At 59.6% G+C, this 16941-nt stretch carries 14 protein-coding genes; 8 read left to right on the top strand and 6 right to left on the bottom strand.

Annotated features, from left to right (window positions below; all coding sequences use genetic code 11):
* Window positions 1-73: 73 nt before the first annotated feature.
* The 3 genes from ADB08_RS00180 (at window position 74) to ADB08_RS00170 (ending at window position 2037) form a co-directional block, all read left to right on the top strand.
* Window positions 74-871, top strand: coding sequence for an exodeoxyribonuclease III (locus ADB08_RS00180; RefSeq protein ID WP_038626705.1), 798 nt, complete (start codon window positions 74-76; stop codon window positions 869-871).
* Window positions 872-1113: 242 nt separating this feature from the next.
* Window positions 1114-1677, top strand: a complete 564-nt coding sequence (locus ADB08_RS00175; RefSeq protein ID WP_016421518.1) for a MarR family winged helix-turn-helix transcriptional regulator — start codon at window positions 1114-1116, stop codon at window positions 1675-1677.
* A 42-nt stretch (window positions 1678-1719) separates the two neighbouring features.
* Entirely contained in the window at window positions 1720-2037 is a 318-nt protein-coding gene (locus ADB08_RS00170) for a hypothetical protein (protein ID WP_172954624.1), read from the top strand.
* Window positions 2038-2074: 37 nt separating this feature from the next.
* Here the strand turns inward: ADB08_RS00170 and ADB08_RS00165 are convergent, their stop codons facing one another.
* Entirely contained in the window at window positions 2075-2578 is a 504-nt protein-coding gene (locus ADB08_RS00165; RefSeq protein ID WP_049169897.1) for an NUDIX domain-containing protein, read from the bottom strand.
* Between the two features lie 135 nt (window positions 2579-2713).
* Here ADB08_RS00165 and ADB08_RS00160 point away from each other — a divergent pair, with 135 nt between their 5' ends.
* From ADB08_RS00160 to ADB08_RS00145, 4 genes are all read left to right on the top strand, one after another.
* Window positions 2714-4372, top strand: a complete 1659-nt coding sequence (locus ADB08_RS00160; RefSeq protein ID WP_049169894.1) for a hypothetical protein — start codon at window positions 2714-2716, stop codon at window positions 4370-4372.
* Entirely contained in the window at window positions 4369-5448 is a 1080-nt protein-coding gene (locus ADB08_RS00155) for a glutamate ABC transporter substrate-binding protein (protein WP_049169891.1), read from the top strand. Before ADB08_RS00160 ends, ADB08_RS00155 begins: the two co-directional genes overlap by 4 nt.
* Complete coding sequence (locus tag ADB08_RS00150; RefSeq protein WP_049169890.1) at window positions 5445-7919, top strand: serine/threonine protein kinase; 2475 nt, start codon at window positions 5445-5447, stop codon at window positions 7917-7919. The genes ADB08_RS00155 and ADB08_RS00150 overlap by 4 nt, the downstream gene beginning before the upstream one ends.
* A 113-nt stretch (window positions 7920-8032) precedes the next feature.
* Window positions 8033-8884: a L,D-transpeptidase gene (locus tag ADB08_RS00145; protein ID WP_016421524.1), complete on the top strand. Its 852-nt coding sequence runs from the start codon at window positions 8033-8035 to the stop codon at window positions 8882-8884.
* Between the two features lie 244 nt (window positions 8885-9128).
* Here the strand turns inward: ADB08_RS00145 and ADB08_RS00140 are convergent, their stop codons facing one another.
* Together ADB08_RS00140 and pta are read right to left on the bottom strand one after the other, a co-directional pair.
* The gene (locus ADB08_RS00140) at window positions 9129-10325 is read right to left on the bottom strand and encodes an acetate kinase (protein WP_016421525.1); all 1197 of its coding nucleotides are present in this window, start codon (window positions 10323-10325) and stop codon (window positions 9129-9131) included.
* Between the two features lie 5 nt (window positions 10326-10330).
* A complete protein-coding gene (gene pta / locus ADB08_RS00135; RefSeq protein ID WP_016421526.1) occupies window positions 10331-11857 on the bottom strand; it encodes a phosphate acetyltransferase in 1527 nt (508 codons plus the stop codon).
* A 541-nt stretch (window positions 11858-12398) separates the two neighbouring features.
* On the opposite strand from pta, the gene ADB08_RS00130 reads away from it, so the two are divergent.
* A complete protein-coding gene (locus ADB08_RS00130; protein WP_049169886.1) occupies window positions 12399-13787 on the top strand; it encodes an FAD-dependent oxidoreductase in 1389 nt (462 codons plus the stop codon).
* Window positions 13788-13820: 33 nt separating this feature from the next.
* On the opposite strand, the gene ADB08_RS00125 is transcribed toward ADB08_RS00130, so the two are convergent.
* Genes ADB08_RS00125 through cysD form a run of 3 tightly spaced genes read right to left on the bottom strand, consistent with a single transcriptional unit; the run spans window position 13821 to window position 16874 of the window.
* Window positions 13821-14591 (bottom strand): sirohydrochlorin chelatase, encoded by a 771-nt coding sequence (locus ADB08_RS00125; protein WP_049169883.1) that lies wholly within the window; start codon window positions 14589-14591, stop codon window positions 13821-13823.
* A 55-nt stretch (window positions 14592-14646) separates the two neighbouring features.
* Window positions 14647-15948, bottom strand: a complete 1302-nt coding sequence (locus ADB08_RS00120; RefSeq protein WP_049169881.1) for a sulfate adenylyltransferase subunit 1 — start codon at window positions 15946-15948, stop codon at window positions 14647-14649.
* The gene (gene cysD, locus ADB08_RS00115) at window positions 15948-16874 is read right to left on the bottom strand and encodes a sulfate adenylyltransferase subunit CysD (RefSeq protein ID WP_038626730.1); all 927 of its coding nucleotides are present in this window, start codon (window positions 16872-16874) and stop codon (window positions 15948-15950) included. The genes ADB08_RS00120 and cysD overlap by 1 nt, the downstream gene beginning before the upstream one ends.
* Between the last annotated feature and the right edge of the window lie 67 nt (window positions 16875-16941).

Below are 16941 nucleotides of genomic sequence, written 5' to 3'. Positions count from 1 at the left end.
TGTCCGCCTATTTTGTCACTGCTTTGTTCAACGCATGAGGCCGCCGTTTCGTTCCCCTTTTACAATCGTTGATATGCGAATCTGTGTCTGGAACGTCAATTCGGCTCGAACTCGCCTCGACCGAATGGTGGAAATGCTGCGCCGGAATGACATTGATGTCCTGGCCGTCCAGGAAACCAAGTGCAAGGACGACCAATTCCCCACCGCTGCTTTTGAAGAGCTGGGATACCAAGTCGCCCACCACGGCCTGAATCAGTGGAATGGCGTTGCCATCATCTCCCGCGTCGGCCTTGAGGACATCCAGGCAGAGTTCCCCGGTCAGCCCGGTTTCAACAAGGACCCCGACGCAACTCCCGCATTGGAGGCCCGCCATATCGCCGCTACCTGCGGTGGCGTGCGCGTCCATAGCCTCTACATCCCGAACGGCCGCGACATCACCGACCCGCACTTCGAGTACAAGCTCGAATTTCTGGAGCGGCTCCGTCAGCACATCATCGCCACGCTTGACGACGACCCGGAGGCCACCTTCATGATGGGCGGCGACTTCAACATTGCCCCGACCGACGGCGATGTCTGGTCAATGGCAGCCTTCGCAGGGAAAACACACGTCACACCGCCTGAACGCGCAGCTTTCTATGCGCTGGAGCAGGCGGGCATGAAGGAAGTAACTCGCCAATTCACCCCAAACCAGTGGACCTACTGGGATTACAAGGCTGGCCGCTTTTTCAAGGATGAGGGCATGCGCATCGACTTCCAGCTCGCCTCCCCCGACCTCGCGGCAAAGGCGTCCGCCGGATTCATCGACATCGAAGAGCGTCAGGGCAAAGGCGCATCCGACCATGCTCCGGTGATTGTGGATTACGAAGTGTAGATAAACGGGCGGAAAAGCGCGTAGGCCTAGTTCCTACTAGGGGGTGTCGCTGGGGCCGTCGTAAAGCGGAGTCTTTGCTGCCAGCCCCTAAAATCAGGGGCAGAAATGGGTGATAAAGCACCCGCACAACACTTATGAGTCTAACTTTTTGTTCAATCTACAAATTTTCACCACAGAAAGTTATTTCGACGATATAAGGTGTTTATTCAGAACATCAATTCATTACGTCGGGAAGGAAGATCATGACTTCTGCACGCTCCCCTCAGCGCACCACTACCCCGGAGCCAGCGAGCGGCTTCCCCACCGCGGATGACTCGACTGAGTCCGATGAATCCCTGCGCGAAAGCGTGCAGAAGATTTCCATCGGCCTGTATGACTTCCTTGCATCGACTCGCCGCCTCGGTGAGCGCCCGAATGCCAGGATGGACATTTCCCAGTCGGAAATGGAAGTACTGCACTTTATTTCAACCCACCCGGGCTGCGGCGTATCCGACATTGCACGCCTGCGTTTCCTACGCCCGTCCAACGTTTCGGCAACAGTTCGCCGTCTACTCGACAACGGACTGATTGAACGCGAGAACAACGCAAAGGATCGCCGTGCGCAGAACCTCTATGTCTCCAGCGATGGCGAAACGCTGCTGGAGCAACTTATCGACCACTGGGGTGCGCTGGTGTACGAAATTGTGCGGACAATGTCGCAAAAGGACGTTCGTGCGCTAATTAAGGCACTGCCCTCGCTACTAAAGCTGGCGGAGCACTCGGAAAGCTATGTTGAGGAGCACCAGCGCCGCCAGGAGCCGTTCTAAAAGCGCGCCGCCAAGCCCTTCTTACTAGGTACGATGATGCTTATGGCTATTACTTTGAAGAAGGCAAAAGACGTAAAGACCGCTCCGCTCGTGGCCACTGGCCTCATCGGCGGCTGGCTCACCGCTCGCGAAACAGGCATTCGTCCGCTCGGTGGCGTCATCTTGGGTGCCGCCGGCGCATACGCAGCACGCACCTGGAATGCAAAGACCGGCGCCCTGGGTGCCGCCGGCCTAGTAGCCGCCTACCTCGGCGCTTTCGGCCTCTCACACCCGCTGGCTAAGAAGATTGGCGCATGGCCGTCTGTCCTGACCGTCACCGCGCTGGCCGCTGGCGCGGCAGCAGTTGCCGACTCCAAGTAGTCGACGCAGAGAGCGCCGGTAGGTGCGAAGCCGACACCTAGTCAAGGGCCTCCAGCAGTTTCTCGAGGTGCGCGCGCACCCGGGGCCACGATTCCACAAAAGGCGGCAGCAGATCGAGGCTGTCGACGTCGTCAAGCGGAACCCAGCGCAACTCTAGGGACTCCTCGTTCGGATTCGTCTCCAGCTCTTCGGCAGCTAGTGCGTAGACCGTGTGGTATTTCCAGCCGCCGGCGAGCTCGGGGCGATTCGGATCGGCTGGGAAGGGACCGGTGGTGACCTGCGTGTCGAGGATGCGAAGCTGATGCTCCAGCAGCCCAGTTTCCTCAGCCGTTTCACGCAGCGCGGTCGCCTCAGGAGCCTCATGAGAATCACAAGCCCCACCAGGAACACCCCACGTTAGGGGGAACGATGTCCAGTCAGCTCGATACTGCATAAGCACAGTGCGCTGAGGGCTCACAATCAGCAGCCCTGCAGCTCCGAAGCGTCCCCAGCAGCGCGTACCGTTGGGGCCGGCTGCCCAACCATTTCCATCCTGAAGCATGTCTCCACCCTACGCCAGATACCCTTGTGTTTTCCGTCACAAGCCCGAGCGACTAAGATTTGCAAGGAACTAACGTTGCTCTGAGCGGAGAGATCGTCGCGGGCGACTTCGGTCACGTCGGAAGGACACGTGCACATGGGTGAAACCACTTCAAGTGCGCCTCATTCCCGTGCCCACGACAAAAACCGAAACCCATTCCACCGCAAGAATCGTGCTCCACGCCGAACTCGTTTCAGCGGTCGCACCACTCCTGGTGGCGAAAGCTTAGACACACACACTGCGGCTCAGGCGGCAAAGGAATCGAAAGATACTCCCGACACCACCCCGGCTACCGAGAGTGCGGCACCATCAACTGCTCTGGAAACTACAGAGTCCTCGGCTAATGCCCCAGCAACGGCCACAACCCCAACAGTCCTAACAGACTCTCCGCGTGATACCGACCTGCGTGTGGATGCCCTGGAAATTGGCCCGCGCAACCGGAGATTGACACGTTTTCTCGGTGAGCGTCTCTACGACAAGCTCGGCCCGTCGGCCACGTATGTGCGCCGGTCAGCGTCATTTTTGATGACGTCACCGGGCCGATTGACCACAGTCGCCCTCATCCTCATCGTCGCTATTCTGGCCGCCGGCCTATCCATGTGGCAAACAACCTCGCAACGCCAGCAGCAGCTCACCCGAATTTCGCAGCTGAGCGAGCCGATGGCCAATGCCTCGCAGAATCTCTATGCCTCGCTGACGATTGCCGATGCGTCGGCCAACACCGCCTTTTCCCGCGGCACACTCAACAGCAGCCAGGACTTGGTCAGCAACTTCGACGATGTCATCGCACAAGCATCCATGTCCGCTACCCGCGCAGCTACGGGCATTGAAAACGTCGATGCCCCAGAGATGAAGAATATCGCGACTGTACAGCGGCTGTTGCCGGTCTACACCGGCATGGTCGAGACAGCTCGCGCGAATGCGCGCCAGGGCAATCCCGTCAGTGTCGCGTACCTCGCCTCTGCCTCAAACTTGATGCAGGTCCAGATTCTGCCAGCTGCAAAATCGCTCTACGAACGCACCAGTACCACCACTAATGATGAGCAGCGCCAACTATCGAAGCCACCTCTTTTCCCGATGTCGGGCCTGGCAGCGGCAATTTTGATGCTGCTAATCACACAGTGGTGGCTGACTCGCCGCACCGGTCGACTATTCAACGTCGGCCTGTTTGGTGCAACCATGCTGATGGCCATCGCACTTGTCGGTGTGGGAATTGCCACCACTCAGCCGTGGCAGTCCAACTCTCTCTTCGGAGAGCAGCGCCCGGATGTTCATGCCCTAACCCAAGTACGCATTGATGCCCAGCAGCTACGCGCCAGCGAAACCCTCGGCTTAGTGCGCCGTCAGCCCGCGGATGCGGAGTCCTTCTCGCAGTCGGTGCGCACCCTGGTCGGCGAGCTGGAAAGAGTGGACGCCAATGCGCCGGACGACGATGTCAGAGCCGCCATCCACGGTATCTACAGCTGGGAGTCCGGTCACAACCTGATGATGGAGCACTTGAGTTCAGGCGACTACGCCGGTGCGGTTCGCATCGCGACCGATGTGGATAATGCCAGCTCGTCGGCGGCTGCGTTCAACCAGGTCGATGAGTCGCTACAGAATTCCATCGCCGAGTCCCGCCTGACCGCCCGTGAGAACCTCGACCAATCCCGTCGCGCTATCGCGGCACTGTCCCTCGCCACGGTTACACTGACCGTCATCGCGGCAGTTCTGGTTGTTTTCGGCTTCCGACACCGGCTTCTGGAGTACCTATGATCGTTCCGTTCTCCCCATCGCTCCGCGGTCTCGCCGGCTGGCGGCGCAGAGCCATCCTTGGTGCACTCACCGTCGCGGGCCTCACCGTCAGTGCCTGCGCGACCGATTCGCTTGCCGACGATCCCTACTCGCGCACAATCCTGGAGGCCACCGGTGACTTTCCCCTGCCACCGGGCGCGTTCTACGACAAAGCCTCCTCGAGGAAGCCTGCGGCAGAAGCCAACACCCCAGATCTGTCCACACTCGCCCCCGATGACCAAACACCGGAAGAGCGAATCCCGGAGATTTACCAGCGCGGCCGCATCATCGTTGGTGTTGACCAATCATTGAACCTGCTCAGCTTCCGCGACTTCAGCAGCGGAGAGCTCTCGGGGTTTGAAGTATCCCTGGCACAAGAGATTGCCCGGGACATCTTTGACAATCCCGATGCTGTCGAGTTTCGGTTCGTCGACAGCAACGAACGCACTGCCGCACTCGAAGACGGCACTGTCGATGTCGTTTTGCGCACTATGACGGTCACCGATGCCCGGCGCGAAAGGGTGCTGTTCTCCACACCGTATTTGACAGCACGAGCTGGAGTTCTAGTCTCTTCGCCGGGTGGCGATGCTTCCCCCGAGGACGTCGAGGACGGTCGCATCTGCGTTTCCCGGGGATCCACTACCGAGGATTTGATTCGACGGCTCTCGCCGAACAATACGCTGCTGTTGGTCGGTAACTGGTCGGACTGCCTCATTTCACTTCAAAACAGCCAGGCAGAGATTGTCGTTGCCGATGACACCATCCTCGCTGGTATCAACGACCAAGATCCGGCTACCGCCATTGTCCAGCGGGGCTTGAACGAGGAAAGCTACGCGGCCGGTGTATCCAAGGGGAACCCAGGCCTAGTTCGCCAAATCAACGCGACCCTGGAGCGTATGGCCAGCGATGGCACCTGGCAGTCCCTCTACGACACTTGGTTCGGCCCCTTCCTGCCAAGCGGTACACAGCCATCGCCACAGTACGGCGACGATGAAGACATACTTGGAATCTCCCCCACACCGGAAGCTGCTCCAGAAGGCGAGGTGGATAACCGATGAGCGACGAAAACCAGTTCTCCGAACAAGCCCAGCAATCCGAGCAAGCCCAGCATCCCCAGTACACGCCGGAGCCCCAGGAGGATGCTCACGCAGAGGCAGAGGCAGCTGCCACTCAGGCCGTCGCCTTCGACCCATTCGCCGATGAAGACGACGAACAAGAGCCCGGCACTGCCGCTGTCGCCTTCGACCCTTTTGCGGACGATGATGACGATGACGAAGAGTTCGATATCGCCGAATTGTTGGGGCGCGGAGGCTCGTCGTCAAGCGTGACGACCCAACCCGGCACCCAGGCACCAGATCCGTCGATGGCCTCGCACCGGAAAGCGTTGGAGGACTTTCGCCGGAAGCGATCGACTGCGCACCGTGGACGCACCGTCGCCGACGGCATGGTGCACCTGCCGTACATCACAACGCAGGATCCGCGCGATGCAGTAATGAGTGATGAGAAGATTCACGCGACGAATAAGCCGGCGCCGAGCCTGAAAGCCGGCGATATCGTGGCGGATCAGTACGAAATTGTGGGCCCGATTGCCCACGGCGGTCTCGGCTGGATTTATCTGGCGATTGACCACAATGTCTCGGATCGCTGGGTCGTGCTCAAGGGCATGATGGCAGCGAAAAATGAGAAGGATTTCGCCGTAGTCCAGGCAGAACGCGAGTTCCTCGCGGAAATCTCGCATCCGGGAATTGTGAAAATCATCAACTTCATCGATGAGACGGACGCCAACAGCGCCACCGGCTTCATTGTGATGGAGTACGTCGGCGGCCCGTCGTTACGCAAACAGCGACGGAGCTACCCAGACGGCGTCATGCCCTGTGACCTGGCAATTGGCTACATCCTGGAGCTGCTCCCCGCGCTGGATTACCTGCACTCGCGCGGCGTTGTCTACAACGATTTGAAGCCGGACAACGTGCTGCTCAGCGAAGACCACGTCACGCTTATCGACGTTGGCGCGGTCACCGGCATCGGCGCCTACGGCCATATCTACGGCACGCCCGGTTTCCAGGCGCCGGAGATTGCCACGACGGGACCGACGATTGCCAGCGATATCTACACAGTCGGCCGCACGCTGGCCTCCCTGATTCTGAAGTTGCCGGCGACCAACGGCGTCTACGACCCGGGGCTACCCTCACCTGTCGAAGAGCCTCTATTCCGCCGTTTTTACTCGCTCTACCGCTTCCTACTACGCGCTTGCCACGAGAACCCGGAGGCTCGCTTCGGTTCTGCCGAAGAGATGAGTGTGCAGCTCATCGGCGTATTGCGCGAGATTCTGGCGGTGCGCGACGGCGTGCAATTCCCGCAGGCGGTGTCGAATTTCTCGCCGCAGCGTTCCACGTACGGCACCAAGCACCTGGTGTTCCGCACCGATCAGCTTGTCGACGGCATCACCCGCGGCGTGGAAATCACTCCGCAAGAAGTGACCTTCGCGCTGCCTGTACCACTGATTAACCCGACAGATCCGGGTGCGCGCATCTTGAGTGCCTCGTCGTTTACAGAGCCCAACGAACTTATCGAAACACTGACCAATGCGCTGTCCGAACCCGAGTATGGCTCTTCCGTGGAAATTCCACTGGGCATCGTGCGTGCGAAACTGGACCTCGGATTAATTGATGAGGCCCGCGACAGCCTCCGCGATGTCTCTGAACGTTTGCAGCGCGATTGGCGTTACCACTGGTACGAGGGCGTGACTTATTTGCTTCTCGACCAATTCAACGATGCCCTCGCCTCGTTCCACCACGTGCTGACGATGCTGCCCGGCGAGCCCGCCCCGAAGTTGGCGCTGGCAGCGACTCTCGAGTTGATTCAACAGCGCTTGGGCATCGCCAACGCATCTCTCCTCGAGCCCGCTGTCGCCCGCGCCGCCGCGAACTTGAGCAGCGCGCTGGATAATGTCGCTGCCGATACGCCCGAGATCTTCTCCCCCGCCTGGGCCAGCGAGTCCCTGTCGCCTCAGACGATTCGTTTCAACACCCTGCGTCTCTACGCCGTCGTGTGGGCGGCCAACCCGACGACGGTATCCTCCGCCTTCGGGCTAGCTCGTCAGCTGGCCTCTGAGCGCCAACACGAAATGGCTATCTCCCAGCTTGACCGCGTACCCGGTAACTCCCGTCACCATCGCATGGCACGTTTGACGACGATTCTGATGCTCACCTCAGGGATGCCCTCCGAGTTAACTGAATCGAGAATTCGCCGTGCTGCGCGTCGTCTGGTGGAGCTGCCGACGAATGAACCGCGCATGCCACAGCTGCGCATCGCCGTGATGGCGTCCGCGCTGAACTGGTTGCGCAGCTCGAACCTCGACCATGCAGCTAGCTCCAATGGTCTTTTCGATGCGCCCTTTACCGTGGCCGGCCTGCGTGAAGGATTGGAAAAAGACTTACGGATGCTGGCACGCTCTTCGCAGTTTCCGCGACACCGCTACAACTTGGTGGATATCGCAAATCTCATTCGGCCACGGACTTGGCGTTAGCTCTCTAACAGCTCCTTACCGAACCTGGTCAAACATGCTGTTGTGGGCCTGAGCGCCACCCCAGAATTGGTGAATAAAGAGAGAATTGCCTTTCGTGGTTTAAGATATCCTCTATGTTTGCCTCTTCGAAATCCTCTCTCCGCAGCGCTAAGCGCGTAATTATCAGCGCTGCAGCCCTCACCACCGCCTTTGGTATTGGGGCCGGCACTGCCGTTGCCCTGCCGGTTTCTCCAGACCTGCAGTCGCTTAGCCAGAGTGTTCGGGACCTCAAGCTGCCGGAGATCTCGACTCTGAATTCGGGCGACCTTGCCCCTGAGCTCTCTGAGGTACTGGATTCCTCTTCGGTGAAGCTGCCGGATTCGGTCGTCGCTCTGATTAATGAAAACTTCAAGTTCGCTGAAAACAACAAGCAGGTGGCGGACAAGGTCAAAACTCAGCTGCTGAACGCCATCGACAGCCTGCCGTTGCCAGCTGCACAGAAGGCCGAAGCCACCCGCGTCGTCAACGAGATTTTCGGTTTGCTGGGGGGCCAGGACGAGCCGTCGCAGCCTGAGCCGGCGCCTGCCCCTGCTCCACAGCCAGAGCAGAAGCCACGCCCTGAACCACGCCCAGAGCCAAACAACCCGTGCCCGCCGAGCGCCCGCGCATGCGTTGACCTGGCTAACCAGAAGACCTGGCTGCAGGAAAATGGCAACATCACCTACGGTCCGGTGCCAATGTCCTCCGGTATGCCGGGTTACGAAACCACCCGCGGCCACCTGAGCGTTACCCGCAAGGTCCGCGATGAGTGGTCCCGTCCTTACAACGGTCCGATGCCGTTCTCGGTGTACTTCACCAACGACGGCGAAGCTTTCCACGAGGGCTCTGTTAATCAGATGTCCCACGGCTGCATCCACCTGAACCACGATGATGCTGTGAAGTACTTCGATACCCTGCAGGTCGGCGACGGCGTCTACATCTGGTAGTTAGCTGCGCTGATGCGTTGAAACGATGACCGGGTGACTGAGCCTGTTGAGGCATAGGCGCAGTCGCCCCGGCGGTGAAAAATGAGCTCGCCCCACTAGGTTCTTCCAGTTTGGAAGGCAGTGGGAGCGAGCTCATTTTTGTTGAGTTACAGCTGCCGATTCAACAGATGGGGCATCTAGCAGCCGTCGATTACGGAGGGTTACAGGAGCCCCTGCCTACTCGTCAGTGCCCCTGCCTCAAAACCTACTCCACGAAGCTCATTGCGTAGCGAGCAATGGCCAGTTCCTCATTGGTCGGTACCACGAAGACCTTGACCTTCGAGTCCTCCGCCGAAATCAGACGCGGGCCGTCATTCGGCTGGGAGTTGAGCTCGTCATCAATCTTGATACCGAAGTTCTCAAGCTCAGCCATCGAATCACGGCGAATACCGACATGGTTCTCACCGACACCTGCGGTGAAGGTGATGGCATCGAGGCGGCCGAGAATCAGCATGTAAGAACCAATGTAGCGGCGCAGCTGGTGGACATACATCTGGTATGCAGCCCAAGCATCCGGGTCGTGGTCATCCATGCGCTCCTGCAGAACCCGGAAGTCATTGACACCAGAGACACCCTTCAGACCGGACTGGCGGTTGCACAGATTGTCGATCTCGTCGATGCTCATGCCGTTGCGGTAGAGGTGGAAGATGACGCCCGGGTCAATGTCACCGGTACGAGTGCCCATCATCAGACCAGCCAGCGGGGTCAGCCCCATCGAGGTATCCACCGCCTGGCCACCTCGGATAGCCGCACACGACGCACCATTACCCAGGTGCAGCGTAATCTGGTTGATTTCCTCTGCCGGCTTATTCAGAAGGTCCGGCACCTGCTTGGAAACAAACTCATGCGAGGTGCCGTGGAAGCCGTAACGACGGATATCAAACTTCGATGCGACCTCTGCGTTGAGCGGGTACAGAGCAGCAGCTGGCGGCATGGTGTGGAAGAAACCAGTGTCGAAGACGGCGACGTGAGGCACGTCCGAAAGCAGCTTGCGAGACTCCTCGATGCCTACGATATTGGCCGGGTTGTGCAGCGGCGCCAGCGGAATAAGGTCGCGGATCATGCCGACGATTTCGTCGGTAATCAGCTCCGGTCCAGAGAACAGGCGACCACCGTGAACGACGCGGTGACCGACGGCCGCAATATCCACCGACTCCGGACCAACACCGTGCTCATCCATCAGCTCGAACGCGCGGTCAAGACCACTGGCGTGGTCAGCGATCGGCTCAGTGATTTCAATCTTCTGTCCGGAGAACTTCAGATTAATAATGCCGTCTTCTTCACCAATGCGCTCCACCAGACCGGAGACATACGGCGGCTGCGTTGAGTCCTTCTCCGGATCTACCAGCTGAAACTTGATAGAGGAGGAACCGGAGTTCAAAACAAGTACGTGACGGGACATAATAATTAGTTTCCTCCAGCCTGAATAGCGGTAATTGCAACCGTGTTGATGATGTCCGGCACCGTGGCGCCACGGGAAAGGTCGTTGACCGGCTTGTTCAAGCCCTGCAGAATCGGGCCGATTGCCAATGCACCACCACAGCGCTGGGCAATCTTGTAACCGATGTTACCGGCGTCCAGATCCGGGAACACGAAAACAGTTGCCTTACCCGCAACGGAGGAATCCGGCATCTTCTTCGCAGCCACAGACGGGTCAATAGCAGCATCGAACTGCAGCGGACCATCGACAGCGAGCTCCGGAGCCAGCTCCTTGGCCTTGGCCAGACCCGCCTTCACACGGTCCACATCCTCACCTGTGCCGGATACTCCAGTGGAGTAGCTCAGCATGGCGACGCGGGCATCGATGCCGAAGGAAGCTGCAGTCTCGGCGGATACCACCGCGATTTCACCCAGCTGTTCCGGAGCAGGCTTCGGCAGCACCGCACAGTCCGCAAAACCCCACAGCGAGTTGTCCATAACCATGAGGAACAGTGACGACACCGTGGAAGCCGACGGCTTGGTCTTAATGATTTGCAAGGACGGACGAATGGTGTGCGCAGTTGTGTGGGCTGCACCGGACACCATGCCGTCGACAAGCCCATTGTGAATCATCATCGTCGCGAAGTAGGAGATGTCCCGCATCGTCTCACGGGCCTGCTCCAGCGTGACCCCCTTGGCCTTGCGCATCTCTGCGAACTGTTCCGCGAACTGCTCAACATATTCGGAGGTCTGCGGGTTCCAGAGATGGGCAGCGTCGATGTCAAAACCCAGTTCGGCGGCGCGTGCCTTCATCGCATCCGGGTCGCCGAGGATAGTGAGCTCACAGATGTCCTCGCGCAGGAGGTAATCAGCGGCTTCAAGAATGCGGTCATCGTCCCCCTCTGGCAGCACAATGTGGCGTTTATCAGCCTTGGCGCGCTGCAATAGCCACCACTGGAAACGCTGTGGAGTCATCACTGCGGTGACCTCGCGGCTTACGACCTTGCGCAGCCCCTCAGCATCGTCAACGGCAACAACGGGAACGTCGAGCTCGAGAGTCTTAGCAGCCTCAGCTGCCTCCTCCCCTGTAAGGACAACTGCGAGTACCTCGCTGTGACGCTGAGCTGCACTGCTGAGAGCCAAACGAACGCGAGCCTTTGCGGCCTCTGTGTGGCAGCCCTCGCCGCCAGCGACAACGATGACACCGGCGCCGGCGACGGTGGCAATGCGGAAGTCAAAATCGAGGTTGCCGGAGCCGGTCAGAACAGCCGCCCCCTCGTTAGCAGCGCGGTCAGCCTCAACAGCACTGACGATGGTGTCAAGCGCGAATTCCGGATCCACAACAACCTGATCCACGGTGGCGCCGTGCGCCCCACCGACAGTGTGGAGGCAACGTGCCCCACCCAGTGCCTCAGACAATGCCGTAATGACATCTTGCAGATTGTCTGCGCGGTCCACTGAAGTAATCAGGACTGCGGAGTTGTTGGTGGACGCTTGGGCGTTCTTATCGCTCACCGACGTTCCTTTCTCGCACTGCGCTTAATCGTTGACTTATTTAAACGTTGACTTGGCTCGAGCCGTTGGACTGCCGGAGGCTCAAGATCATGCTGAGCTTCTAATCCTGCTGAATCTAATCCCGCTGAGTCCCAAATCATTATTTTCATCTTATTGTGAGTCACCTTACATCTCACGGCGGACTCAAACCTCTTTGGTTACCCCTGGTAGCCACACTTTTCCCCGCAGATTCCAACAATTTTCCCGCATAATCGCGGGTTTTATGCGGTTTTTCTAGTGAACTAGCCCAAATTCCCACATTAGACGTGACTAAGGTCACATTTAGTTTTGTATGCCTTCAAAAGCATCTCACCGATGATGTGATGCTCGCCTCTCGATTTTTCGTAAGTTATCGCTACGATTGGGGGCGCTACCATTGGGAATGTCGAATAAACCGATAGCTCACCAATAACTCCTTTCCCCCACGAGGTCACCGCTGGCAGCTACTTACGCCGCGGCCTCGTGGCCGTCGTAAAGCATTAGAGAAAGAAGGACACACTTCATGAATCGCCCGCTCCGCGTTGCCGTAATTGGCTCTGGCCCGGCCGGTGTTTATGCTTCCGATGCACTGATGAAATCCAGTACTGACGTGGAAGTCGATCTGTTTGAAAAGATGCCGGCTCCATTCGGTCTAATCCGCTACGGCGTCGCCCCCGACCACCCACGCATCAAGGGCATCATCATGGCCTTGCACCGCGTGATGGAAAAGCCGGAGCTGCGCCTATTTTCCAACGTTGAGTTCGGCAAGGACATCACACTCGACGAATTAAAGGAGCATTACGACGCCGTCATCTTCGCCACCGGTGCCGTCGGCGACCGCGCACTGCCAACGCCGGGAGCGGACCTGCCGGAGCACTTCGGCGCAGGCGAATTCGTGGGCTTCTACGACGGCAATCCACTCTTTGAGCGCACCTGGGACCTTTCGGCGGAGTCCGTGGCCGTCGTCGGTGTCGGCAACGTCGCGCTGGATGTCTCTCGAATCCTGGCGAAGACCGGTGAGGAACTGCACGTCACAGAGATTCCGGACAATGTCTACGAGGTTCTGAAGACAAATAAGGCCAAGGAAGTCCACGTCTTCGGCCGCCGCGGCCCGGCACAGGCAAAGTTCACTCCGCTGGAGCTCAAGGAGCTCGACTACTCACCGAACGTCGAGGTCGTTGTCGATCCGCGCGATATTGATTACGACTCCGCATCCGAGATTATGCGTCGCAACTCCAAGATCACTGACCAGGTCTGCACCATCCTGGAGAACTACGCCATCCGTGAGCCAAAGAACGCACCGCACAAGCTCTACATTCACTTCTTCGAGTCGCCAGTGGAAATCCTCAGCGAGGAGGGTACCGACGGCCAGCAGCATGTGACAGGCTTGCGCACTCAGCGCATGGAATACGACGGTGCTGGCGGGCTGCGGCCGACCGGCGAGACCACCGACTGGAAGGTCGGCGCTGTCTACTCCGCCGTGGGCTACCGCTCTGATGCGCTGCCGGGTATCCCGTTCGACAACGTGAAGAATGTCATTTCCAACGTCGGTGGTCGAGTCATCGAATCCGATAACACCGAGGATGAAGCAGCCGAGGCCATCACTGGCCTCTACACCACCGGTTGGGTTCGCCGCGGACCGGTCGGCCTGATTGGTAATACCAAGGGCGATGCCAACGAGGCCGTAGCCAATCTGCTGGCCGATGCCGCCGAGGGCAAGAAATTCAACCCGTCGAAGCCGGAGTTGTCCGCTGTCAACGAGCTGCTGGAGTCCAAGGGTATCGACTACCTGGACTGGGAAGGTTGGCACAAGCTCGATGCTGCCGAACGCACCGCCGGCGAGGCCGAGGGTCGCGAACGCAAGAAGTACGTCGAGTGGGATGAGATGGTCACCCACTCCAAGGGCGAGTAACGGCGAGTAACTAGGACGGATAAAAAGCGTCGGCTACGCCACTACCTTCACGTCCGTGTACGCGGCGCGCGAGTCCCAGCGGCAGCACACAATCGGCGCCAACAGCTCGGCCAATGGCTCACCAAAAGCCACCTGACCAGCACCGTCGGCAGCGCCTGCATCGATGACTCGATCCCACAATAGGCCCGGCGCGGTAAACAGCGGCACCACTACGAGTCCGCGTCCGCGCTTGGCCGCGCGCTCCTGCGCCGCGGCCACAGCATCGGCTCCCTTGATTTTCTCAGGACCGACCACGAATGCCGCGCTCACATGTCCCGGCAGCATCCCGCCAAGGTTTGCCGCAAACTGGTGCACCGCCGCATTGGCATCCTCATCAGAGGAGCCGACCCCCATCACCAGCGCATCGACCGGCCAGGAAAAAGATGCATTCTCCGCCGCTTCGATGATTCGCTTTACGACGGCGCGCTTCGTGCCGTCGCCAAGCCCGAGTCCTTCAGCCACTGTGATGTCAACACCATGCCGATCGCAGAGTCGAACCTGCTCGGGAACGTCGACTCGCGAGTGGAACGCATCGGTGAACAGCAGCGGTACGGCCAGTGCCTGAGTCTCGCCGGCAGCGGCGAGCTCGGCACAGACGGTATCCAGTGAGGGCTCGTCGAGGTCCAGCCAGGCGAGGCGAATCTGAGAGGGCGCATCCAGACGGGTGAGCGGCATCTTCTCGCGCACGAGCGCGACCACGTCTTCGAGCACCGGTTTGGTCTCTGAGTGCCGAGAACCGTGCGCAAGCAGAATCAGTGCGGTCATCGATGGTCTCCTCAGGCTCGCTAGCTGTGCTTTCTGGTTTCTCTACCTGGCAGCTCTACTGGGCAGCGCCACGCACGAGGCCTGCGGTGAGGGTGTCACCGGTGCCCGGCTCGATGAGCAGGAACGCACCGACACGACCACCGACGCGGTAGACATCGACCGGCAGCGGCTGTGCGACCTCGACGGTGATCTCAGCGACGTCGTTGACTGCAAGCTGATCAGCCACACCGGTGGGCTCACCGGTTTCGATGTCGATGAGCGCATCGACGGAAGCGATACGACCACGCACCAGCGCGGCACCGTAGCGCACCTCTACGACGCGACCGACTGCCAACGGCTTGTCTGCAAGGTGGACGGCCACGGCGGAGAAACGGCGCACGTCTTCCGGGCGCGTGCCACTGATGAGGTCGCCACGGGCTAGGTCGAACTCGGCATCCAGGCTGATGGCCACCGACTGGCCGGCCACGGCCTCAGTGACATCCTCAGCTGCCACGGTGATCTTCGTGACCGTAGCCTGACGGTTGGCGTCTACGGAGACAACATCGCCCACACGCACGCTACCTGCGGCGATACGGCCGGCGTAACCACGGTATTCAGTGGCGTGATCGCGAATGACATAGTCGATGGGCAGGCGCAGGTCAGCCTCGGCATCGGTTTCCAGGTCGGCACCGATGTTGAGGTTTTCCAGCAGCTCCAGCACGGTCGGACCCTCGTACCACGGAGTGTGCTCAGAAGAATCGACAATGTTGTCGCCGACCAGAGCCGACACTGGAACAACGAAGGTGTTCTGCAGACCCAGGCGCTCTGCTAGTGCTGCCACATCCGACTCAATGGCGCGGAAGGCCTCTTCGCTGTAGTCCAGCAAGTCAATCTTGTTGACAGCAAAGATTACGTGGCGAACACCCAGCAGACCGGCCACCGTTGCGTGACGCTTGGTCTGCGTCACGACGCCGTTGCGCGCGTCGATAAGCAAAACGACGGCCTCGGCGGTGGACATACCAGTGATGGTGTTTCGGGTGTACTGCTCGTGACCAGGGCAGTCAGCGAGGATGAACGAGCGGACGTCGGTGGCGAAGTAGCGGTAGGCGACGTCGATGGTGATGCCCTGCTCGCGCTCGGCCCGCAGACCGTCGACCAGCAGCGACAGGTCAGGGTTTTCCTGACCGCGCGCCTGTGAGGAGGCGACGACGGCCTCGTACTGGTCAGCGAGGATGTTCTTCGTGTCGTGCAGCAGGCGACCGACGAAGGTGGACTTACCGTCGTCCACGGAGCCAGCGGTGCACAGGCGAAGAGTGCGACGAGCGCGAGTGGCGCGGTCAGCGGTAATCAGGGTAGCTGGGGAATTTGGCTGGCTCATCAGAAGTAACCTTCCTTCTTGCGGTCTTCCATGGAGGATTCGGACAACTTGTCATCTGCGCGGGTAGCGCCGCGCTCGGTGAGCTTGGATGTGCGAAGTTCCTCCATGACCTCCGCAATAGTGGTGGCAGTCGATTCGACAGCGCCGGTGCAGCTCATGTCACCGACAGTGCGGTAGCGGACAGTGCGAACCTCGAGGGTCTCGCCGTCGCGGGGGCCACCCCACTCGCCCGGCGCCAACCACATACCGCCGCGGTTGAACACCTCACGCTCGTGGGCAAAGTAGATGGGCGGCAGTTCGATGTCACGGGCTTCGATGTAGGCCCAGACGTCGGCCTCGGTCCAGTTCGAGATTGGGAAAACGCGAACGTTCTCTCCGGCGGCGTGGCGACCGTTGTAGAGACCCCACAACTCAGGGCGCTGACGGCGTGGATCCCAACCACCGAAGGAGTCTCGGACGGAGAACACGCGCTCCTTGGCGCGGGCCTTCTCCTCATCGCGGCGGGCGCCACCGAGAACGGCATCGTAACCACGGTTGGCAATGGTCTCCACCAGCGGCACTGTCTGCAAGGGGTTACGGGTGCCGTCGGCACGCTCGGTGAGCACGCCGCTGTCGATCCAGTCTTGGACCTTGGCTACGTGCAGCTTGATGCCCGGCTGAGCGGCAATCTTGTCGCGGAATTCAATAACTTCGGGGAAGTTGTGGCCGGTGTCGACGTGGAGCAGCTCCAGCGGGATACCCGCCGGTGCGAAGGCGCGCTTGGCCAGCTCGAGCACGACGACGGAATCCTTTCCGCCGGAGAAAAGTAGTGCCGGACGGTCGAACTGACCGGCGGTCTGGCGAATAATGTCGATGGCCTCGGCTTCGAGCTCGGCAAGCCGCGGGTCGAGGCGGTTTTGTACGGAAACGGTGGTTGAGCTAGTCATGGGGGTTCTTTCTGTTGGGCTGTGTTGGCTGTTGTAACTGCGCTGTTTTAGCTGATATCGGTTATCG

This window comes from Corynebacterium sp. 239_CJEI, from assembly GCF_001055995.1.
In the GTDB taxonomy this organism is placed as follows: Bacteria; Actinomycetota; Actinomycetes; order Mycobacteriales; family Mycobacteriaceae; genus Corynebacterium; species Corynebacterium jeikeium_D.
The sequence above is the reverse complement of the archived record's forward strand: the minus strand, read 5'-3'. Positions and strand labels throughout refer to the sequence as shown.